Below are 19,717 nucleotides of genomic sequence, written 5' to 3'. Positions count from 1 at the left end.
CACCTCATTGGGATGACAGCAAGGGCGGGCGGCGCAGCAAGCCGTGCACCGGACCGAAGACCACGGACAGCAAATACCCGACGCCAGCCACCAGCACGATCGCCGGGCCGCTGGGCAGCGAGTAGTAGAACGACAGCAGCAAGCCAAACCACACCGACAGGCATCCCAGCACCGCCGATACCGCGATCAGCACCGGCAGGCGCCGGCTCCAGAAACGTGAAGCAATGGCCGGCAACATCATCAAACCCACCACCATCAACGCGCCGATAGCCTGGAAGCCGATCACCAGGTTCAGTACCACCAGGGTCAGGAACAACCCGTGGGCGAGCGGGCCGAGGCGGCTGACGGTTTGCAGGAACAGCGGGTCGAGGGTGTCCAGCAGCAGCGGTTTGTAGATCAGCGCCATGGCGAGCAGGCTGAAACCGGAGACCCAGAGCATGCCGGTCAGGGTGGTTTCATCCACCGCCAGGGCGGAGCCGAACAGCAGGTGCAAAAGGTCCAGGCGCTTGCCGGCGATGCCCAGGATCAGCACCCCGGCGGCGAGCGAGATCGGGTAGATGGCGGCGAGGCTGGCATCTTCGCGCAGGCCGGTGCGGCGGGTGATCCACGCCGACAGGCCAGCCATGCCCAGGCCTGCGCCGAGGCCGCCGATGGTCAGCGCGGGCAGGCTCAGGCCAGCGAACCAGAAGCCCAGCGCGGCGCCGGGCAGGATGCCGTGGGCGACGGCGTCACCGATCAGGCTCATGCGCCGCAGGATCAGAAACACCCCCAGCGGCGCGGTGCTGCAAGCCAGTACCAGGCCGCCGATCAAGGCGCGACGCATGAACACGAAGTCGAGGAAGGGCATCCACAGGTGGGCAGCGAAGTGCATCAAGCCACCTGCATGTGCGGTTGCGGGCGGATCAGCTCTTTACTGGCCCCGAACACGCAGCCGGTGCTCTTGATCTGCACCACTTGCTGGGTGTGGTGGCGCACGGACGCGAGGTCGTGACAAACGATCACCACGGTGCGGCCTTCATCGTGCCAGGCGTGCACATGTTTCCAGCACAGCGCCTGGCCTTCTTCGTCGAGGGCAGCGTGGGGTTCGTCGAGCAGCAACACTGGCGCTTCGGCCAGGCTCATGCGGGCGAGCAGGGCGCGTTGCAGTTCGCCGCCGGACAAGGCCATCAACGGGCGATGTTCAAGGCCGCTGAGGCACCAGTCTTCGAGTACTGCTTGCAGGCGTTCGCTGCGTTGCGGCGGCGTGAGCCGGGTGCCCCAGAAACCGGCGGCAACCAACTCTTGCAGGCTGATGGGGAACTGGCGGTCGAGGTGCTGTTGCTGAGGCAGAAACGACAGGCCGCCGCGGCGTGGAACATCCACGGTGACTTTACCGGCGAGCGGTTTTTGCAGGCCGGCGATGACTTTGAGCAAGCTGCTCTTGCCGGTGCCGTTGGCGCCGATGATGCCGGTGAGGCTGCCTTTTTCCAGGGTGAAATCCACCGCCGGCGTCAGCGGTTGGCCGGGGGCGCCCCAGCGCAAAGCGGTGCAGGTGATCATGCAGAGGGTCTCGTCCAGCGGCTTTCAGCCACGGCATCGTGCGCGTGCAGGCTTTCGGCGTGGATCACTTTCAGGTGGAAGGCGTTGATGGCATCCGAGCGCTTCATGGTCAGGTTCAGGCGGCGGGCAGCGTCTTCGCAGAACATCAGGTTCTGCCCATTGGCCAGGGCGAAGGCTTGTTCGTCCGCGCGTTTTACAGCGGTTTGTACGGCGGTGCCGAGGGCCGCCTCGACGTCGTCGATCAGCGCGGTGATGGGCAGGTCGGGCTGTTGGACGTCCAGCGCGATCAACAACTGCGCACTGCTGCGCTGACTGTGAGGCGTAGCAACAATGCCGTTGGCGCTGCCGAGCCAGGTGAGGACGTCTTCATGTTGCAAAGGCGTGTTGCCGAAATCTTCAACAAATTGCTGCTGAATCAATTGCCTGGCGAGGGCAGCCGAGCAAGGGCAAGTCGAGGAATAAGTAACGTCAATTTTTAGTTCCACGTGGAACATCTGGTTTTGCAGACGCGCTTCGATGCTCACCGGATAGCTTTTCCAGCCGGCCAGCGGGCTGACCAACGCCGGGCGTTTGAGCAGCAAATCGGTGTGGATCCGCAGGTAGGCGTTCTTAGATAAACCTTCATGACTGTCGAGAAAACGCTGCAGTACATTACGCAGAAGTGCCGGCGTAAGGGGTTGCTGGTCAAGCATTTCCAGTGCCAGGTACAGGCGTGACATATGAATGCCACGGGCGGCGCCATCGTCCAGGCTGACGCCGGCATCGGCGGTGGCGGCCAGGCGATGGCCGTCGATGAGGATCGGCAAGGCGATACCGCACATACCGACCCATTCGAGTGGCAAGGCTTGGCGTGAAGCCTGCGCGGCGATATCCGGCAGAGTCAGCGCATTCATGAGCAGGTCCATCGTTGGAAATAAAAAGACATGTTATATTATAACTATTGAGTCGACGATGATTTTTCTGCTCCAGCCTTTTTTCAGTCATGTCGAGCAGGGACGCTCCTTTATTTGCGGTATTTGTCATGCACAGACGTCAGCTCCTAAACCTGCTTCTGGCCAGCCCGCTGTTCACCTTGCCTTTCACCGCGTCGGCCACGCAGATTCGCAATGCGCGCCTGTGGCGCTCGGACGACAAGCTACGGCTGGTGTTCGACCTCAGCGGGCCGGTGCAATACAAGACCTTTTCGCTGAGCGCACCCGAGCGCCTGATCATTGACCTCAGCGGCGCGGGGCTCAGTGGGGATTTCTCCCAGTTGATGCTCAAGGGCAGCGGGATCACGTCGATTCGCTCCGGGCATTTCGGCAAGGGCGATACGCGGATCGTGCTCGACCTGGCCGCGCCGATGCAGCTCAACAGCTTTTTGTTGCCGCCCCAGGACGGCCAAGGGCACCGGCTGGTGCTGGACCTGACCGGCGCCACCCATGCGCCCCGCCAGATCGCGGCGCAGCCTGCGCCGTTGGTGGCGCCGGTGGACAAGGCTCATCCCAAGCGCGACATCATCGTGGTGGTCGACCCCGGCCACGGCGGCAAGGACCCCGGCGCCGTCGGCTCCAAAGGCCAGCGTGAGAAAGACGTGGTGCTGTCCATCGCCCAGCTGTTGGCCAAGCGGCTGAAGCGCGAGAAGGGCTTCGATGTGAAGCTGGTGCGCAATGACGACTTTTTCGTGCCGCTGCGCAAGCGCGTGGAAATTGCCCACAAGCACAACGCCGACATGTTCATCTCGGTGCACGCGGATGCCGCACCGCGGATTACCGCGTCGGGCGCTTCGGTGTATGCCTTGTCCGAAGGCGGCGCCACGTCCGCGACCGCGCGCTTCATGGCGCAACGTGAAAACGGCGCCGACCTGCTCGGCGCCACCAGCCTGCTGAACCTCAAGGACAAGGACCCGATGCTGGCCGGGGTGATTCTGGACATGTCGATGAACGCCACCATCGCTTCCAGCCTGCAACTGGGCAACTCGATCCTGGGCAGCCTGGAAGGCATCACCTCGTTGCATCAGAAACGCGTAGAGCAGGCCGGCTTCGCGGTGCTCAAGTCACCGGACGTGCCGTCGATCCTGGTGGAAACCGGGTTCATCTCGAATGCGCGGGACAGTGCGCGACTGGTCACCGCGCGTCATCAACAGGCGGTTGCCGATGGCCTGTTCGAAGGTTTGAAGAAGTACTTCCAGAAGAACCCGCCGATGAACAGCTACATGGCCTGGGTGCAGGAACAGAAGGATGCCCAGGCCTAGCAGCCGGTTATCCGGCTGCAGGTGAACTTGGCGCTGGCGCCACCCGAACTGGAGAACCGGTTGAGGGTGGTCCAGCCCACGCGCCGTGTGTAGCCGACCCACGCCTCACCGTCCGAGGCCAGTCCGGTAAAGAACGTCAGCTGCCCATAGCGGCTGTTGGTCTGTGCCCAATAGCGTTTGCCGATCACCTCGAAGCCGCGCAGGTACGTGGTGCTGCCGACCGTTGCCACGCTGTAGGCATTGCCCAGCGGGTCGACACATGCCAGCAGGTTGGCGCTGCGCGTGCAGTTGGCCAGCAGGCTCGGTGTCTGCGCGCAGGCCGAGCCTGCCGCTGCCAATAACAGGGCGCACCACAGATATTTCATAGGGCTTCTCGGGGCAGGGAGGGTTCCAGCATTGCGCCCTTCGTCGTGACGAGCAAGGGGGATTGGCTTATTTGCATTGTTATACTATAACATTAAACTACAGCCTGACCCGTGAACCGCTCCCCATGACTGAACAAGACCTCCTGGCCCAGCCACCCGCCGACTACATGAATGAAGCCCAGCAAGGCTTCTTCCGTGCGCTGTTGCTGGCCCAGCGCAATGAACTGCAAGTGCGTATCGACGCCGAGTTCCAGCAGCTGCGCGAGCAGGAAACCAACAGCGATCCCGCCGATGTGGGCAGCGCCGAAGAGCAGCGCCAGTGGCAACTGCGCCTGCTGGAGCGGGAAAAAAAGCTCCTGGACAAGATCGACGACGCCCTCGAACTGCTGGCCCGTGGCGAATACGGCTGGTGCCGCGAAACGGGCGAGCCCATCGGCCTGCAACGCCTGCTGCTGCGTCCTACCGCCACGCTGTGTATCGAAGCCAAAGAACGTGAAGAGCTGCGCGAACGCCATAAACGGGCGATTTGACCGGCCACCCTGATGAGGAATACCTGATGCCCAATCGTCTCCCCGTTACCGTGTTGTCCGGTTTTCTCGGCGCCGGTAAAAGCACGCTGCTCAACTACGTCCTGCGCAACCGCGACAACCTGCGCGTGGCGGTGATCGTCAATGACATGAGCGAAATCAATATCGACGGCAGCGAGGTGCAGCGCGACGTCACTCTCAACCGGTCCGAAGAAAAACTGGTGGAGATGAGCAACGGCTGCATCTGCTGCACCTTGAGGGAAGACTTGCTCGAGGAGGTCGGAAAACTCGCCAAGGAAGGTCGGTTCGATTACCTGCTGATCGAATCCACCGGCATTTCCGAACCGTTGCCCGTGGCCGAAACGTTCACCTTCCGCGACGAAAACGAGCAAAGCCTGGCCGACATCGCGCGCCTGGACACCATGGTCACCGTGGTTGATGGCATGAATTTCCTGCTCGACTACCAGGCCGCCGAAAGCCTGGCTTCACGCGGCGAAACCCTTGGCGAGGAAGACGAGCGCTCGATCACCGACCTGCTGATCGAGCAGATCGAATTCGCCGACGTGATCCTGATCAGCAAGATCGACCTGATCAGCAGCCGTGAGCGCGAGGAGCTGATGGCGATTCTCGAGCGCCTGAACGCCCAGGCGGAAATCATCCCGATGGTCATGGGCGAAGTGCCGCTGCACAAGATCCTCAATACCGGCCGTTTCGACTTCGAACGTGCAGCGCAGGCCCCGGGGTGGCTGCAGGAACTGCGCGGTGAGCATGTGCCGGAAACCGAAGAGTACGGCATCGCCTCCACCGCCTATCGCGCGCGCCGTCCGTTGCATCCGCAGCGCTTTTTCGACTTTATCGACCGCCCATGGGTCAACGGCAAACTGCTGCGCTCCAAGGGCTTCTTCTGGCTGGCCAGCAAGCACCAGGACGCGGGCAGTTGGTCCCAGGCCGGCGGCCTGATGCGGCACGGCTTTGCCGGTCGCTGGTGGCGTTTCGTGCCAAAAAGCCAGTGGCCCCAGGACGAAGAGAGCGTCGCGGCGATCATGGGTAACTGGCAATTGAGCACTGGCGATTGCCGTCAGGAACTGGTGTTTATCGGGCAGAACATCGACTTCGCGCGCCTGCGTGCCGAGCTCGATGCCTGCTTGCTCACCGACGAAGAAATGGCCTTGGGCGTCGACGGTTGGCGCTTGCTGGACGATCCCTTTGGCCCTTGGTATGACGAGGCGGCCGCCTGATGCTGGCCCCGGTTATTCCCCTGCGCCCGGTGATCCGCCAGACCCGCGGCGAAACCCCGCTGGCGCTGTCCGACATCCTCGAAGACGGCGTCAACCTGGCGCTGTGGCAGCGCCAGTTGCCGCTGCACATTGCCGAGTTCGGCGCGTTGCTGGTGGCGCTCAATGAGCCGTTGGCCGATTCGCTGGTCGTGGAGTTGAGCCGCGAAGACGCCGCGCCGAACTTGCAGGGCCTGGCGTCCAGTTGTCGCGATCTTGAAGGCTATGAAGGCTTTATCGCTGATGTGGCGTGGCTGGTCAGCGCGTTTGCCTGCCTGCTGGGTGCCAAGCGTATCGGTGTGCGCCTGCGCTTGTTGGACAAGGCCATGTGTCCGCGCTTTCACGTGGACCATGTGCCGGTGCGGCTGATCACCACCTATGCCGGGATCGGCAGCCAATGGTTGCGCGAAGGTGTGATGGACCGTCGCCTGCTGAGCCGGCCGGAGGCCGAGCCTACCGAGCGAATCGAGCAGATTCACTGCGGCGAGGTGGCCTTGCTCAAGGGCACGAAATGGCATGGCAATGAAGGTCATGGCCTGATCCATCGCTCGCCCGCCCTGAAGATGGATGAACGCCGCTTGATCCTGACGCTGGATTGGCTGGCATAACCGCGTAGGATCTAGCGTTCTACACGGTCTGAATGAAGCGTCTCATGCTGCAGAACATTCCCACCCACGTGATTGCCGGGCCCTTGGGCGCCGGCAAGACCAGCCTGATCAAGCACCTGCTCGCGCAACGCCCGGCCAACGAGCGTTGGGCGGTATTGATCAACGAGTTCGGGCAGATCGGCCTGGACGCTGCGCTGCTGACCCAGGATGACGACGGCATTGCCTTGGGCGAAGTCGCCGGTGGCTGCTTGTGCTGTGTGAATGGTGCACCGTTCCAGGTAGGCCTGGGCCGTCTGCTGCGGAAGGCCAAGCCGGATCGGCTGTTTATCGAGCCCTCGGGCCTGGGGCACCCGGCGCAGTTGCTCAAGCAGTTGCGCCAGGCGCCCTGGCAGAACGTGCTGGCGGTTCAGCCCTGCGTACTGGTACTCGATGCCCAAGCCCTGGCGGCGGGTAAACCGTTGCCACCGGCGCAGCAGGAAACGCTGGCCAGTGCCGGGCTATTGGTATTGAACAAGGATGAGACGCTGGATGCCGTGCAGCGCCAGGCTGTCGAACGGCAGTTGCCGGATTGCCCGGTGTACTGGACCCGCCAGGCCCAGTTGCCACTGCAGCAGCTACCCGGATTAAGCGCACAGGCCGCCGCCGCGGTGGATAACTTCGCCGTGCCCAAGGGAGTCGCGCAACTGCCGGCGATCTGGAACGATCCCTCGCTGCCGATTTGCTTGAGCCAGGCCCAGGAAGGCGGTTGGAGTATTGGCTGGCGCTGGCACCCGAGTCAGCAATTCGATGCCGTGCGGGTATCCGGATGGCTGGAAAGCCTGGAATGGCGCCGCGCCAAGCTGGTTATCCACAGCGCCGAAGGTTGGATGTCCGCCAACGCCGTGGATAACGCTTCGCTTGCCTGGCAACCCAGTGAATGGCGCCGCGACTCGCGGATCGAATTGATTTTCAGCGCACCACAGGACGTGGCCGCGTTGCAGATGGCGCTCGCGGCCTGCCGTCAGTGACGATTCTTGGCCGCGTGGTCCTCGCGCCATTGGCTCAGCTCGATCACATTGGCACTGGGCAGTGGGGTCTTGATCTCGAACGGGTAGGGCGCCAGTTCGATCTGCGCGCTGTGGGCGCCGAACTGGGTGATCGTCCCCGGATGGCGGGTCTCGCCGGTCACGGTGAATTCGAAATTGTAGATGCGCGCCAGGCGTCGCCGACCACTGGCATCCTTCACAAAACCGATGCGCTTGAGCGCCACCGCACCGTCGAGCAGCTCGATATCGAGCTTGGCGCAATGCTGCTTGACCCGTTCCAGCGCCCGCTCGCGCAGACCGTGGTTGTGCCACACCCAGGCGGCAGCGGTCGCCAGCAGCATCAACACGAAGATGTTTCCCAGGGTCAGCATGCAAAGAACTCCAACAAAGTGAGAGCAGCTTAACTGTGTCGCCGGTCTGTCGTACAGGCTGCGTTTAGTCGCATACTGCGCGGCCAGAATTTCAATGGCTTTACGGAAATCTCCCGCATGAAACGCACACCTCATCTGCTTGCGATCCAGTCTCATGTGGTCTTTGGCCACGCCGGAAACAGCGCTGCCGTGTTCCCCATGCAGCGGGTCGGGGTGAATGTCTGGCCGCTGAACACCGTGCAGTTCTCCAACCACACCCAGTATGGCCAATGGGCGGGAGAAGTGTTGGCGCCGCAGCAGATTCCGGCGCTGGTGGAAGGCATTGCCGCGATCGGCGAGCTGGGCAACTGCGACGCGGTATTGTCCGGTTACCTGGGCAGTGCGGACCAGGGGCGTGCGATCCTCACCGGTGTGGCGCGCATCAAGGCCATCAACCCCAAGGCCCTGTACCTGTGCGACCCGGTGATGGGGCATCCGGAAAAAGGCTGCATCGTGCCGCAGGAAGTCAGCGATTTCCTGCTGGAGGAGGCCGCGGCGATGGCCGACTTCCTGTGCCCCAACCAGCTGGAGCTGGACAGTTTTGCCGGGCGCAAGCCGCAATCACTGTTCGATTGCCTGGCCATGGCCAAGGCGTTGCTGGCGCGCGGGCCGAAGGCAGTACTGGTCAAGCACCTGGATTACCCCGGCAAGTTGCCGGATGGCTTCGAGATGCTGCTGGTGACCGCTGATGGCAGCTGGCACCTACGCCGGCCGCTGCTGGCGTTTCCGCGCCAGCCGGTGGGCGTCGGCGACCTGACCTCCGGGCTGTTCCTGGCGCGTGTGCTGCTCGGCGACAGCCTGCTGGCGGCCTTCGAATTCACGGCGGCGGCAGTGCATGAAGTGCTGCTCGAAACCCAGGCCTGTGCCAGTTACGAACTGGAACTGGTACGCGCCCAGGACCGCATCGCCCATCCGCGTGTACGTTTCGAGGCCACGCCCATCGGGTTGTAGGCCTCTGCCGGATTGAGCCAGGCCAAGAGCGTCCGGTACTATCGGGCGCTTCTTGTCCCCCTGTGCTTTTCAAGGAAGATCCATGTCGCCATCCCTTAGGGTTTTCTCCGCGCTGAGCCTGGCCTCGCTGCTCAGTGCCTGCAGTGTCAACGGCAGCTACCCGGACGCCACCGAACCTGATGCGGCGAAGCTGCGCTTTATCTCCAACACACAGAATTCCACGCTCGACCTCTTCGATGCGCAGCACTGCGCAGGCCGTACCACCGGCATGCTCAACAACTTCATGATGGCCGATACCCGCCGCCGCGCCGACATGAGCGTGCCGCCGCCAGCGAAAACCCGTGGCCTGCTGGAAGTGAAGTTGCCCGCCGGCCAGCCGCTTTTCGTGCGACTCAATACCAACGGCGGCTCCTACGTATGCGCCAAGGCGTTCAATTTCACGCCCGAAGCCGGCAAGGAATATGAAGTGGCCTTCGACGTCGACGGGAGCAACTGCATTACCACGTTCCGGCGCCTGTCACGGTTCAATGGCAAAGACGCGCGTACGCCACTGCCAATGTTCGAAACCCCGTTGCTGGCATGCGCCGGCAGCACGCCGATGTTCCCCAGGCAGCTGCCCGAAACCGCCCAGCGCACAGCGTTGATCAACACCATCGTCGACACCAACGTGCAGCTGTTCAAAATGATGAACCCTGATACCCCGGCCGAAGCACCGACGACCGCCAAAGCCCTTGAGGAGCAGATTGCCAAGCGCAAGGTGGCGATGGGATCGTTTACGTTGCCGCAGGATTACTGGGCTCAATATCGCCAGAACTACGCACTGTTGAATGAAGAGGCTGCAGCCCAGCAGACACGCACGCTGGGGTTCTACAAGGAGGTTTATCGCTTCCGGCTCACGCTTATCGAGGACGCTGTGCTGCAACAGTGGCTGAACCCGACGGACCTCGCCACGCGCGAGCGGGTCAAGGCCAACGACAAGATGATGACCACGTACTACACCAATACACGCACGTCAGTGATGATCGAGGTGCTCAACCATCACATGGAGCGCATGAGTCAGTTGGACCAGCGCTTTGATGTCTGTGCCCACTACGACAAGTGCTGGCACCTGTAGGCGTGGGCGCGCTCGCGCTTACTAGGCGTCTGCCTTGATCTCCTGGTAGCGCTTCTCCAGCTCCTGGCGAATCTGCCGACGCTGCTGGGCCTGCACGAACCGGCGCTTGTCTTCGCTGTTGTGGGGCTGCAGTGGCGGCACGGCGGCGGGTTTGCGCTGGTCGTCCACGGCCACCATGGTGAAGAAGCAGCTGTTGGTATGGCGCACCGAGCGTTCGCGGATGTTCTCGGTGACCACCTTGATGCCCACTTCCATCGACGTGTTGCCGGTGTAGTTGACCGATGCGAGGAAGGTCACCAATTCGCCGACATGGATCGGCTCGCGAAAAATCACCTGGTCGACCGACAACGTGACCACATAGCGACCGGCATAACGGCTCGCGCAGGCGTAGGCCACTTCGTCGAGGTACTTGAGCAGGGTGCCGCCGTGGACATTGCCTGAGAAGTTGGCCATGTCAGGGGTCATCAATACCGTCATCGACAGCTGGGCGTTTCCGGGTTCCATAGCACACTCACGGGTTGTAGGCATTGGTTGGGGGGCACCTCTGCGGGTGCTGGAATCTTTGCAGCGCCATCCTTTACGGGACGCCGGTGGGCGGCTTGCCGTCACGCGTGCACCGATCTGTTTCCATATATTGCACCGGCTTTCCGGCGGAAGTCGCGGTGTTAACCTTCAAAAGCCCATCTCAGGGCATTTCTTACGATCAAGGCAGACTCTTCCTCTCGCTCTTTGCGACCGTTCAAAGGCGCGGACGGATGCAGGAAGAGCGCCAGTACCCTCAAGGAGCCCCTCGCCATGCACGCCATCAGCTTTATCCAGGACCTGGCCGTGATCATGTTGGTGGCCGGGGTTGTCACCATCCTGTTTCACCGCCTCAAGCAACCCGTGGTGCTGGGGTACATCGTCGCCGGCTTCATCATCGGCCCTCATACGCCGCCCTTCGGCCTGATCCACGACGAAGACACCATCAAGACCCTCGCCGAGCTGGGGGTGATCTTCCTGATGTTCTGCCTGGGCCTGGAATTCAGTCTGCGCAAGCTGTTCAAGGTCGGTGCCACGGCGTTTATCGCGGCGTTCCTGGAAATCATCCTGATGATCTGGATCGGCTACGAGATCGGCCGCTGGTTCGACTGGAATACCATGGACTCGCTGTTCCTCGGCGCAATCCTGGCGATCTCCTCGACCACCATCATCGTCAAGGCGCTCAATGACCTGAAGATGAAGAACCAGCGCTTCGCCCAGCTGATTTTTGGCGTGCTGATCGTGGAAGACATCCTCGGTATCGGCATCATTGCCTTGCTGTCGAGCATCGCCGTCAGTGGCACGGTCAGCTCCGGCGAGGTGTTCTCCACGGTCGGCAAGCTCTCGCTGTTCATGATCGTCGCACTGGTCATCGGCATTTTGCTGGTGCCGCGCCTGCTGGCCTACGTGGCCAAGTTTGAAAGCAACGAAATGCTGCTGATCACCGTACTCGGCCTGTGCTTCGGTTTCTGCCTGCTGGTGGTCAAGCTGGAATACAGCATGGTGCTGGGCGCGTTCCTGATTGGCGCGATCATGGCCGAATCGCGCCAGTTGATTAAGATCGAACGCCTGATCGAGCCGGTTCGCGACATGTTCAGCGCCATCTTCTTCGTCGCCATTGGCTTGATGATCGACCCGCAGATCCTGCTGCAATACGCCTGGCCGATTGCGGTAATCACCGTGGCGGTGGTGCTGGGCAAGATGCTGTCCTGCGGCCTGGGCGCGTTTATCGCCGGCAATGATGGCCGGACCTCACTGCGCGTAGGCATGGGCCTGTCACAGATTGGCGAGTTTTCCTTCATCATCGCCGCGCTTGGGATGACCTTGCAGGTGACCAGCGACTTCCTGTACCCGGTGGCGGTTGCCGTTTCGGCGATCACCACGTTGCTCACGCCGTACCTGATTCGCGGTGCCGACCCGTTGTCGTTGAAGATTGCCGCCGTGATGCCCAAGCGCCTGAGCCGGGTGTTTGGCCTGTATGGCGAGTGGCTGCGCAGTATCCAGCCGCAGGGTGAGGGCGCGATGCTGGCGTCGATGATTCGCAAGATTATCCTGCAAGTGGGGGTGAACCTGGCGCTGGTGGTGGCGATCTTCTTCGCCGGCAGTTACTTCGCGGCGCGCATTGGCGGGTATCTGGAGGGGTGGATCAGTGATCCAAGCTGGCAGAAGGCATTGATCTGGGGTGGGGCGCTGCTGTTGTCGCTGCCGTTCCTGATTGCGGCTTACCGCAAGCTCAAGGCGTTGTCGATGTTGCTGGCAGAGATGAGCGTGAAGCCGGAAATGGCCGGGCGGCACACCCAGCGTGTACGACGCGTGATCGCCGAGCTGATCCCTCTGTTGTCGCTGCTGGTGATCTTCCTGCTATTGGCGGCCTTGTCGGCCAGCATTCTGCCGACCAACAAGTTGCTGGTGCTGATCGCCGTCGTCACGGCCGCAGTGGCGGCCGTGCTCTGGCGGTGGTTCATCCGCGTGCATACGCGCATGCAGGTCGCCTTGCTGGAGACCCTGGATAACCACAAGGACACGCCGGAGCATTGAGAGCAACGGTGGCGAGCTTGCTTGCGCTGGGCTGCGCAGCAGCCCTGAACAGTGATCTCGCCACACAAGCCTTGTGGGATCAGCTTTCCAGCCAGACGTCCCGCGCCCAGTGCCACACCGATTCCCAGGTTTCTTCGGTGACGAGTTCTTCTTCGCCGGACCACAGCACCACGGTGCCGTCTTCTTCGACGCAGTAGTAGTCGTCACCGTCCTGGCAGATCGGGATCATGCTGCGATCAACGCCGGCATCCCAGGCGTTGGCGGCCACGTCGGGCAGGTAGGTGTGGGACTGCGGGTCGGTGACGGTCACCGGCTCCAGGCTGCCGTAGACCACGTCGCTGACGGTCAGCAGGAATTCGCGGAACACAAACGGGATGTCGATGAACAGTTGTTCCTCGATTTCCACCAGTTGGTCTTCGTCAGGCAGTTCCAGAGGAACCGGGACCGGTTCGTTGGCTTCACGCAATTGTTCGATGATTTCTTCCACGGCCGGGATCCTCTTGCTAGATGGCGCGGTTTATAGGGGCGTTTTATACAGTAGCTCGCTATAAGTGCAACCGTGAAATAGAAAACCCCGGACAGGTCCGGGGTTTTTTGTTACGGCTTGCTCAAGCGCGCGGGTATCAGCCGTTCTGGCGGATACCGGCGACCAGCCAAGGCTGGTTGTCGCCTTGGGCGCGTTCCATGTTCCAGCTTTCGCTGAACACTTCGCCCTGGTCGAAACGCGAGGTCTTCGACACACCGCTGAAGGTCAGGGTGGCGATGGTCTTGTCGGCGCGGTCATCCACACCTTCCAGCTGTACGCGCAGGTCGTCGATGTAGGTCGACTGGAAAGCGTCGCCCAGGTCGGCGCGTTCGCGCTTGAGGAACTCCAGCAGTTGTGGGGTCACGAACTCGGAGATCTTGTCCATTTCGTTGGCGTCCCAGTGCTGCTGCAGGGACTGGAAGTGGCTGCGGGCCGCTTCGACGAAACGCTCTTCGTTGAACCACGCCGGTGCGTTGATCACCGGACGGGCGGCGGCAGGCGCGGCCGAACCACCGAAGATCGAACCCATGGCTGGCTTCTGCTCGAACACTTCACGCTGCATCGGCGCGCCGGCTGGAGCCAGGTGCTCCTGCTGCTTGCGTCGACGGGCGGCGATGAAGCGGAAGATCACAAAAGCGATGACCGCCAGGATCAGGATGTCGAAGATCTGCATGCCCTGGAAACCGCCGCCCATGAACATGGAAGCGAGCAGGCCACCGGCCGCGATACCGGCCAGAGGGCCCAACCAGCGCGAAGCACCGCCGGCCTTGGCCGCGGCGCCAGCAGCACCGGCTGCGCCTGCGGTGGCGGCTGCACCGCCCATGCCGCCGGCGGAAGGAGCCATTTGGCTGGTCTGGTGAGTCGGTGCCGAGCCCATGCTTTTGCCGCCACCGAAGCGCTTGGCGTTGGCGTCGAGGCTCATCGTCAGGCCGATGCACAACGCCATGGCGATGCTAAGAAAACGTTTCATAAAGGGAATTCCCATTTGTGGATTGCACGCGCGCCATGTTGCACAGGTGTAGTGACAGTGGCTAGCGACATAATGTTTCGGGCTTTTGCGTAAGACCGAATCAGAATGGTCTGTAGGACTTAATACAGATATTGGCCCGTGCAGGTGAAAAACAAGGGAGGGTCACAATTCTTCACATTGTAGGAGCCGGCTTGTCGAGTCGTCGCCCCGCAGCGATGGCGTACTTGAGTACGCCATCGCCAGCAAGCCGGCTCCTACAAAGGGGAGGGTGTCAGATGGCCTCGAGCTTCGCGTAGCCCATCATCAGCCATTTGCTGCCTTCAGCGAAGTTCACCTGTACCCGTGCCTGGGCACCGGCGCCTTCGAAGTTGAGGATCACGCCTTCGCCGAAAATCGCATGTTTGACCTGTTGGCCCAGGCTGAACGGGGTTTCGGGGATTTCGGAACCGGCAAACAGACTGCTGGAATTCTGCTGCTGGCCACCACCGAACGGGCGGCTGACGCTGTTGGACAGGCGCACTTCCTGGATCAGCCCCTTCGGCACCTCACGGACGAAACGCGACACCTTGTTGTAGGTCTCGCTGCCGTACAGGCGTCGGGTCTCGGCGTAGGTCATCACCAGGTTTTGCATCGCCCGGGTAATGCCCACGTAGGCCAGGCGGCGTTCTTCCTCAAGGCGGCCAGGCTCTTCCAGGCTCATCTTGTGCGGGAACAGGCCTTCTTCCATGCCCACCAGGAACACGTAGGGGAATTCCAGGCCCTTGGCGCTGTGCAGGGTCATCAGCTGGATGCTGTCTTCATGCTCATCGGCCTGGGTATCGCCGGCTTCCAGCGAGGCATGGCCGAGGAAGGCCGCGAGCGGGGTCAGCTCTTCGTCTTCCTCGGTGTTCTCGAACGCACGCGCGGCGCTGACCAGTTCCTCAAGGTTTTCTACCCGGGCCTGGCCTTTCTCGCCTTTTTCCGCTTCGTGGTAGGCGATCAGCCCGGATTGCTCGATTACAGTCTGGGTCATCAAGTGCAGGGGCATTTCCGAGCACTTGGCGGCGAGGTTCTCGATCAGTTCGACAAACACGCCCAGTGCCCCGGCAGCGCGGCCGGTCAGGCCTTTATTGGCGATGAGCAGGCGCATGGCTTCCCACATCGACACATCGGCGTGGCGGGCGTGGTCGCGGATCGCTTCCACGGTTTTTTCGCCGATGCCGCGGGCCGGGATGTTGATCACCCGCTCCAGCGCCGCGTCGTTGCCACGGCCTTCGAGCAGGCGCAGGTAGGCCATGGCGTTCTTGATTTCGGCCCGCTCGAAGAAGCGCTGGCCGCCATAGATGCGGTACGGGATGCGTTCGCGCAGCAAGGCTTCTTCCAGCACCCGCGACTGGGCGTTGGAGCGGTACAGAATCGCGATATCGCTGCGCGCCAGGCCGGTCTTCAGTGCGCTTTCAATGGTTTCCACCACGTAGCGCGCTTCATCGTGCTCGTTGAACGCGGCGTACAGGTTGATCGCCTCGCCTTCGCCGCCGTCGGTCCACAGCTCTTTGCCCAGGCGCCCGGTGTTATTGGCGATCAGGGCGTTGGCGGCCTTGAGGATGCCGGCGGTGGAGCGGTAGTTCTGCTCCAGGCGGATGGTGACCGCGTCCGGGAAATCTTCGGAATACTGGTAGATGTTCTCGATTTTCGCGCCACGCCAGCCATAGATCGACTGGTCGTCATCGCCCACCACCATCAAGCTGTCGCCGCCCTTGGCCAGCAGGCGCAACCAGGCGTACTGCACGGCGTTGGTGTCCTGGAACTCGTCCACCAGGATATGCCGGAAGCGTTTCTGGTAATGGGCCAGCAAGCCTGGGTTGTCGCGCCACAGGTCGAGGGCGCGCAGCAGTAGTTCGGAGAAGTCGATGACGCCGGCCCGCGCACAGGCGGCCTCGTAGGCTTCATAGATGCTGCGCATGGTGGCCAGGAACAGGTCGCCGCTGGCCTGGATATGTTGCGGGCGCAGGCCTTCGTCTTTCTGGCCGTTGATGAACCATTGCGCCTGGCGCGCCGGCCACCGCTGCTCGTCGAGGCCCAGCTCGCGGATCACGCGCTTGACCAGGCGTTGCTGGTCATCGCTGTCGAGGATCTGGAAGGTCTGGACCAGGCCCGCTTCCTGCCAGTGCGCCCGCAACAGGCGGTGCGCCAGGCCGTGGAAGGTGCCCACCCACATGCCGGCCGGGCTGATGCCCATCAACTGCTCGATGCGATGGCGCATCTCGGCAGCGGCCTTGTTGGTGAACGTCACCGACAGGATGGAGTGCGGCGACGCGTTCTCGACCTGGATCAACCAGGCGATACGGTGCACCAGCACTCGGGTTTTACCGGAGCCAGCACCGGCCAGGACCAACTGACGGCCAACGGGGGCGGCTACGGCCTGGCGTTGGGCGTCGTTGAGGGAGTTCAGCAAAAGGGAGAGATCATCGCGCATCGGCGCATTCTAGGGTGCCGGGGGGGCTCGGGCAAATCCCAATGCCGGGCGGGCGACGGAAAACATCCAGGCTGATCCGCGCCGGGCAAACATTCTGCATCGGGTGATGACTGGTCGGTCAATGGCCGCAGCCCCCGCCGTGTCTCGCTCAAGCCGTCTGGCGCCTAGGTTTGCGCTGGATAAACGTGAGGTTTTTATGACGTGGAGCAGTTTGGCCCAAGCGCGTGCTTGTGTATGCTCCGTCGACGTTTCGGGCTCACCATTATAAGAACACTGCCTATGACCCTCAGCACCGACCTGTTCGGCCCCACGATGGCGCCCGCGCAGGTCATCCACAAACATTACGCCACCGAGATGGCGGTCGAGCGCACGCGCCTGCTCTACCAGGGCTCGTTGCTGCCTACCTTATTAATGCTGGTCAACGGCCTGGTCTGTGCCTGGCTGCTGTGGAACCCCAAGCAATACCTGCTGGACAGCATCTGGCTGGTCTGGCTGCTGGCGTTGGTGGCGATGCGCGTGATCCAGGTGGCGGCGTTTGACTCGGCCATGCCCAGCCGCCAGGCCCAGCCGATCTGGCGCCGCATGTTCATGCTGGGTTCAGCGGTCAGCGGGCTGACCCTGGCCGTCGCCGCCATCGCGCTGGTACCGGTGGACAGCTTTATGCAGCAGGCCTGGGTCTTTGGCCTGATCGGCGCCGCGACGCTGTCGGCCAGCGTGGCCTATGCCGTGAGTCTGCCGGCGTTCCTGTCCTTTTCCCTGCCGTGCCTGGTGCCGGCCATCGCGTACCTGTTCTGGAACGGCGCCCCGCAGCAACAAGGCTGGGGTGTGCTCGGCCTGATCCTGCTGGCGTCCTTGAGTGTGGTGGCGTGGCAGGTCAATCGCTTGATCCAGCGCGGGCTGCTGCGACGCTTCCAGAACCAGGCGCTGATCGAGCATCTGCAACAGGCGCAGCAGCGCAGCGAGCAGTTGAATCAGGAACTGGTGCGCGAAGTCGAGCAGCGTCGCCAGGTCGAACAGGAACTGCGTGAAGCGCAGATCGGCCTGCAGGACCGCGTGGCGCAGCGCAGCCAGGAACTCGACGCCGCCAGCCTGGCCCTGAATAAAAGCGAGGCGCGCCTGGCCATGGCCCTGCAAGCCAGCGAACTGGGCCTGTGGGACTGGAACCTGCAGACCGACGAGGTCCACCACACCCAGCTCAAAGAGTTGTTCGGCCTGGAACCTGAGTACGTCACGGCGATGCTCAGCCACCTCAAGCCGCGCCTGCACCCCGAGGACCTGCCGTTGCTCAAGCGCGCGCTGGTGGAGCACCTCAAGGGGCGCAGCGAGGACTATCAGGTCGAATACCGCGTGCGCCATGGCGATGGCCATTGGGTGTGGATCGAAGACCGTGGCCGCGCCGTCGAGCGCACGCCCAGCGGGCGCGTCACGCGCATGCTCGGTACGCGCCGCGACATCAGCGCCGGCAAGGCCCTGGAAGAACAGCAGCGCCTGGCTTCGACGGTATTCGAGGCCGCCAGCGAAGGCATCGTGATCCTCGACCCGGATTACGCGTTGATTGCGGTCAACCAGGCCTTCAGCCGCGTCACCGGCTTCGACATCGACGACATGCTCGGCCGCAATGTGGTGGAACTGCCCAGCAGCCGCGATGCGCGGCGCCACTTCCCGGTGATCCGCCAGGCGCTGCTCAGCCATGGCACCTGGCAGGGCGAACTGGTGGAGACGCGCAAGAACGGCGAGCTGTACCCGCAGTGGCTGCAACTGAACGTGGTGCGCGATATTCGCGGAAAAGTCAGCCATATCGTGGGGTTCTTCGCCGATTTGTCCGCGCGGCGCGAATCCGAGGAGCGCATGCGCTACCTCACGCATTACGATGAATTGACCGGCCTGGCCAATCGTTCGCTGTTCCGCGAACGGTTGCGCGAAGCCCACCAGCGCGTGCGCCTGGGCGGGCGGAGCCTGGCGCTGCTGCACATCAACCTCGACCGTTTCAAATTGCTCAATGACAGCCTCGGCCATGAAGTCGCCGACCAGCTGTTGCAGAAAATGGCGCGGCGCTTGATCAACGCCTTGCCGGAAGCCGACACCATTGCGCGGCTGTCCGGTGATGAATTCGCCGTGCTGTTCGATGCCTATGGCAACCTCTCGAGCCTGGCGCGGGTGGCGACGCGGCTGCTGGCCAAGTTGCGGGTACCGGTGACGGTGGAAGGGCATGAGCTGGTGGTCAGTGCTTCGATGGGGGTCAGCCTGTTGCCGGACAACGCGCGGGAAATTTCCGCGCTGGTCAGCCAGTCGAACATGGCCATGCAACATGCCAAGCATTTGGGCGGCAACAATTTCCAGTTCTACACCGACAGCCTGCAAGCCAGCACCCTGGAGCGCCTGCAGCTGGAAAACCACCTGCGCAAGGCCATCGAGGAGTGCCAACTGACGGTGTTCTACCAGCCGAAACTGTGCCTGGCCACCGGCAAGCTGAATGCCGCCGAAGCGCTGATTCGCTGGGAGCATCCGCAATGGGGCATGGTGCCGCCGGGGGACTTTATCGGCCTCGCCGAAGAGACCGGCCTGATCGTGCCGCTGGGCGAGTTCGTGCTGCGCCAGGCCTGTTGGCAGGCGTGCGAGTGGCAGCGCCAGGGGCTGGCGCCGATCCGGGTGTCGGTGAACCTGTCGGTGCATCAGTTGCGCCAGGGCAAGCTGGTCAGCCTGGTACGCCAGGTGTTGGAAGAGACCGGGCTGGACCCGCAATACCTTGAGCTGGAGCTGACCGAGAGCCAACTGCTCGACAGCGTCGAACACATCATCGCGACCTTCCAGCAGCTGCGCGACCTGGGTGTGAAGCTGGCCATCGACGACTTTGGCACCGGTTATTCATCCCTCAGTTACCTCAAGCGCATCCCCGTGGACTACGTGAAGATCGACCAGACCTTCATCCGGGGCCTCGGGCAGGGTCGGGAGGACGCAGCGATTACCCGGGCGATCATCGCCATGGCGCATGGGCTGGCGCTCAAGGTGGTGGCCGAAGGCGTGGAAGATCAGCAGCAGCTGGATTTCCTGCGCGGCGAGCGTTGCGACGAGGTGCAGGGCTACCTGATCAGTCGGCCGATGGCGGCCGAAGGGCTGGCCGATTTGTTACGGAAAAATGCAGTTTTTCCTTAGCCGCACGG

General features: G+C 62.5%; 18 protein-coding genes. 9 read left to right on the top strand and 9 right to left on the bottom strand.

What is annotated here, in order from left to right:
* Nucleotides 1-4: 4 nt before the first annotated feature.
* From QMX97_RS00360 to folE2, 3 genes are read right to left on the bottom strand one after another with little or no spacing between them, the layout of a single operon-like run.
* Entirely contained in the window at nt 5-871 is an 867-nt protein-coding gene (locus QMX97_RS00360) for a metal ABC transporter permease (RefSeq protein ID WP_065902624.1), read from the bottom strand.
* Entirely contained in the window at nt 871-1,539 is a 669-nt protein-coding gene (locus QMX97_RS00355; RefSeq protein WP_106802246.1) for an ATP-binding cassette domain-containing protein, read from the bottom strand. The genes QMX97_RS00360 and QMX97_RS00355 overlap by 1 nt, the downstream gene beginning before the upstream one ends.
* On the bottom strand, nt 1,536-2,432 hold the full coding sequence (gene folE2 / locus QMX97_RS00350) for a GTP cyclohydrolase FolE2 (RefSeq protein WP_282395541.1): 897 nt from the start codon (nt 2,430-2,432) through the stop codon (nt 1,536-1,538). Before folE2 ends, QMX97_RS00355 begins: the two co-directional genes overlap by 4 nt.
* A 128-nt stretch (nt 2,433-2,560) precedes the next feature.
* Between folE2 and QMX97_RS00345 the strand changes: the two genes are divergently transcribed.
* Nucleotides 2,561-3,772: an N-acetylmuramoyl-L-alanine amidase gene (locus QMX97_RS00345; RefSeq protein ID WP_106802248.1), complete on the top strand. Its 1,212-nt coding sequence runs from the start codon at nt 2,561-2,563 to the stop codon at nt 3,770-3,772.
* Here the strand turns inward: QMX97_RS00345 and QMX97_RS00340 are convergent.
* Nucleotides 3,769-4,137: a glutamine synthetase gene (locus QMX97_RS00340; RefSeq protein ID WP_120450577.1), complete on the bottom strand. Its 369-nt coding sequence runs from the start codon at nt 4,135-4,137 to the stop codon at nt 3,769-3,771. The two genes, QMX97_RS00345 and QMX97_RS00340, sit on opposite strands and share 4 nt — an antisense overlap.
* Before the next feature lie 125 nt (nt 4,138-4,262).
* Here QMX97_RS00340 and dksA point away from each other — a divergent pair, with 125 nt between their 5' ends.
* Genes dksA through QMX97_RS00320 form a run of 4 tightly spaced genes read left to right on the top strand, consistent with a single transcriptional unit; the run spans nt 4,263 to nt 7,553 of the window.
* The gene (dksA, locus tag QMX97_RS00335; protein WP_282395540.1) at nt 4,263-4,667 is read left to right on the top strand and encodes an RNA polymerase-binding protein DksA; all 405 of its coding nucleotides are present in this window, start codon (nt 4,263-4,265) and stop codon (nt 4,665-4,667) included.
* 26 nt (nt 4,668-4,693) lie between these two features.
* Nucleotides 4,694-5,902: a zinc metallochaperone GTPase ZigA gene (gene zigA / locus QMX97_RS00330; RefSeq protein ID WP_065902896.1), complete on the top strand. Its 1,209-nt coding sequence runs from the start codon at nt 4,694-4,696 to the stop codon at nt 5,900-5,902.
* A complete protein-coding gene (locus QMX97_RS00325; protein WP_106802251.1) occupies nt 5,902-6,546 on the top strand; it encodes a DUF1826 domain-containing protein in 645 nt (214 codons plus the stop codon). The genes zigA and QMX97_RS00325 overlap by 1 nt, the downstream gene beginning before the upstream one ends.
* A gap of 44 nt (nt 6,547-6,590) precedes the next feature.
* On the top strand, nt 6,591-7,553 hold the full coding sequence (locus QMX97_RS00320) for a CobW family GTP-binding protein (RefSeq protein WP_282395539.1): 963 nt from the start codon (nt 6,591-6,593) through the stop codon (nt 7,551-7,553).
* Here QMX97_RS00320 and QMX97_RS00315 read toward each other — a convergent pair.
* Entirely contained in the window at nt 7,547-7,942 is a 396-nt protein-coding gene (locus QMX97_RS00315; RefSeq protein WP_065902609.1) for a DUF3301 domain-containing protein, read from the bottom strand. The two genes, QMX97_RS00320 and QMX97_RS00315, sit on opposite strands and share 7 nt — an antisense overlap.
* 117 nt (nt 7,943-8,059) lie before the next feature.
* Between QMX97_RS00315 and pdxY the strand changes: the two genes are divergently transcribed.
* Nucleotides 8,060-8,932 (top strand): pyridoxal kinase PdxY, encoded by an 873-nt coding sequence (gene pdxY / locus QMX97_RS00310; RefSeq protein WP_106802254.1) that lies wholly within the window; start codon nt 8,060-8,062, stop codon nt 8,930-8,932.
* Between the two features lie 82 nt (nt 8,933-9,014).
* On the top strand, nt 9,015-10,046 hold the full coding sequence (locus QMX97_RS00305; RefSeq protein WP_282395537.1) for a hypothetical protein: 1,032 nt from the start codon (nt 9,015-9,017) through the stop codon (nt 10,044-10,046).
* A gap of 21 nt (nt 10,047-10,067) precedes the next feature.
* Here QMX97_RS00305 and QMX97_RS00300 read toward each other — a convergent pair whose 3' ends face one another.
* Nucleotides 10,068-10,550: an acyl-CoA thioesterase gene (locus QMX97_RS00300; RefSeq protein WP_065902603.1), complete on the bottom strand. Its 483-nt coding sequence runs from the start codon at nt 10,548-10,550 to the stop codon at nt 10,068-10,070.
* Nucleotides 10,551-10,841: 291 nt separating this feature from the next.
* Here QMX97_RS00300 and QMX97_RS00295 point away from each other — a divergent pair, with 291 nt between their 5' ends.
* Nucleotides 10,842-12,605, top strand: a complete 1,764-nt coding sequence (locus tag QMX97_RS00295; protein WP_065902601.1) for a cation:proton antiporter — start codon at nt 10,842-10,844, stop codon at nt 12,603-12,605.
* 79 nt (nt 12,606-12,684) lie between these two features.
* Here QMX97_RS00295 and QMX97_RS00290 read toward each other — a convergent pair whose 3' ends face one another.
* The 3 genes from QMX97_RS00290 to uvrD form a co-directional block, all read right to left on the bottom strand.
* Nucleotides 12,685-13,092, bottom strand: a complete 408-nt coding sequence (locus tag QMX97_RS00290) for an SMI1/KNR4 family protein (RefSeq protein ID WP_017739032.1) — start codon at nt 13,090-13,092, stop codon at nt 12,685-12,687.
* Between the two features lie 136 nt (nt 13,093-13,228).
* A complete protein-coding gene (locus QMX97_RS00285) occupies nt 13,229-14,101 on the bottom strand; it encodes a Tim44 domain-containing protein (RefSeq protein WP_065902599.1) in 873 nt (290 codons plus the stop codon).
* A gap of 271 nt (nt 14,102-14,372) precedes the next feature.
* A complete protein-coding gene (uvrD, locus tag QMX97_RS00280; RefSeq protein WP_106802256.1) occupies nt 14,373-16,556 on the bottom strand; it encodes a DNA helicase II in 2,184 nt (727 codons plus the stop codon).
* A 279-nt stretch (nt 16,557-16,835) separates the two neighbouring features.
* On the opposite strand from uvrD, the gene QMX97_RS00275 reads away from it, so the two are divergent.
* Nucleotides 16,836-19,709: an EAL domain-containing protein gene (locus QMX97_RS00275; RefSeq protein ID WP_282395534.1), complete on the top strand. Its 2,874-nt coding sequence runs from the start codon at nt 16,836-16,838 to the stop codon at nt 19,707-19,709.
* Nucleotides 19,710-19,717: the final 8 nt, after the last annotated feature.

Origin of the sequence: Pseudomonas sp. PS01298 (assembly GCF_029959745.1) — a bacterium.
GTDB classification, from domain to species: Bacteria; Pseudomonadota; Gammaproteobacteria; order Pseudomonadales; family Pseudomonadaceae; genus Aquipseudomonas; species Aquipseudomonas aylmerensis.
Note: the sequence above shows the minus strand (reverse complement) of the source record. Positions and strands in the feature narration are given on the sequence as shown.

Bases quoted from the DNA above. Each gene is read 5' to 3' on its own strand.
- uvrD (WP_106802256.1), bottom strand. From the start codon at position 16,556: ATGCGCGATGATCTCTCCCTTTTGCTGAACTCCCTCAACGACGCCCAA.
- QMX97_RS00275 (WP_282395534.1), top strand. From the start codon at position 16,836: ATGACCCTCAGCACCGACCTGTTCGGCCCCACGATGGCGCCCGCGCAG.
- QMX97_RS00345 (WP_106802248.1), top strand. From the start codon at position 2,561: ATGCACAGACGTCAGCTCCTAAACCTGCTTCTGGCCAGCCCGCTGTTC.
- QMX97_RS00355 (WP_106802246.1), bottom strand. From the start codon at position 1,539: ATGATCACCTGCACCGCTTTGCGCTGGGGCGCCCCCGGCCAACCGCTG.
- folE2 (WP_282395541.1), bottom strand. From the start codon at position 2,432: ATGAATGCGCTGACTCTGCCGGATATCGCCGCGCAGGCTTCACGCCAA.
- QMX97_RS00325 (WP_106802251.1), top strand. From the start codon at position 5,902: ATGCTGGCCCCGGTTATTCCCCTGCGCCCGGTGATCCGCCAGACCCGC.
- QMX97_RS00320 (WP_282395539.1), top strand. From the start codon at position 6,591: ATGCTGCAGAACATTCCCACCCACGTGATTGCCGGGCCCTTGGGCGCC.
- QMX97_RS00305 (WP_282395537.1), top strand. From the start codon at position 9,015: ATGTCGCCATCCCTTAGGGTTTTCTCCGCGCTGAGCCTGGCCTCGCTG.
- QMX97_RS00285 (WP_065902599.1), bottom strand. From the start codon at position 14,101: ATGAAACGTTTTCTTAGCATCGCCATGGCGTTGTGCATCGGCCTGACG.
- QMX97_RS00295 (WP_065902601.1), top strand. From the start codon at position 10,842: ATGCACGCCATCAGCTTTATCCAGGACCTGGCCGTGATCATGTTGGTG.
- QMX97_RS00360 (WP_065902624.1), bottom strand. From the start codon at position 871: ATGCACTTCGCTGCCCACCTGTGGATGCCCTTCCTCGACTTCGTGTTC.
- QMX97_RS00340 (WP_120450577.1), bottom strand. From the start codon at position 4,137: ATGAAATATCTGTGGTGCGCCCTGTTATTGGCAGCGGCAGGCTCGGCC.
- QMX97_RS00315 (WP_065902609.1), bottom strand. From the start codon at position 7,942: ATGCTGACCCTGGGAAACATCTTCGTGTTGATGCTGCTGGCGACCGCT.
- zigA (WP_065902896.1), top strand. From the start codon at position 4,694: ATGCCCAATCGTCTCCCCGTTACCGTGTTGTCCGGTTTTCTCGGCGCC.
- pdxY (WP_106802254.1), top strand. From the start codon at position 8,060: ATGAAACGCACACCTCATCTGCTTGCGATCCAGTCTCATGTGGTCTTT.
- QMX97_RS00300 (WP_065902603.1), bottom strand. From the start codon at position 10,550: ATGGAACCCGGAAACGCCCAGCTGTCGATGACGGTATTGATGACCCCT.
- dksA (WP_282395540.1), top strand. From the start codon at position 4,263: ATGACTGAACAAGACCTCCTGGCCCAGCCACCCGCCGACTACATGAAT.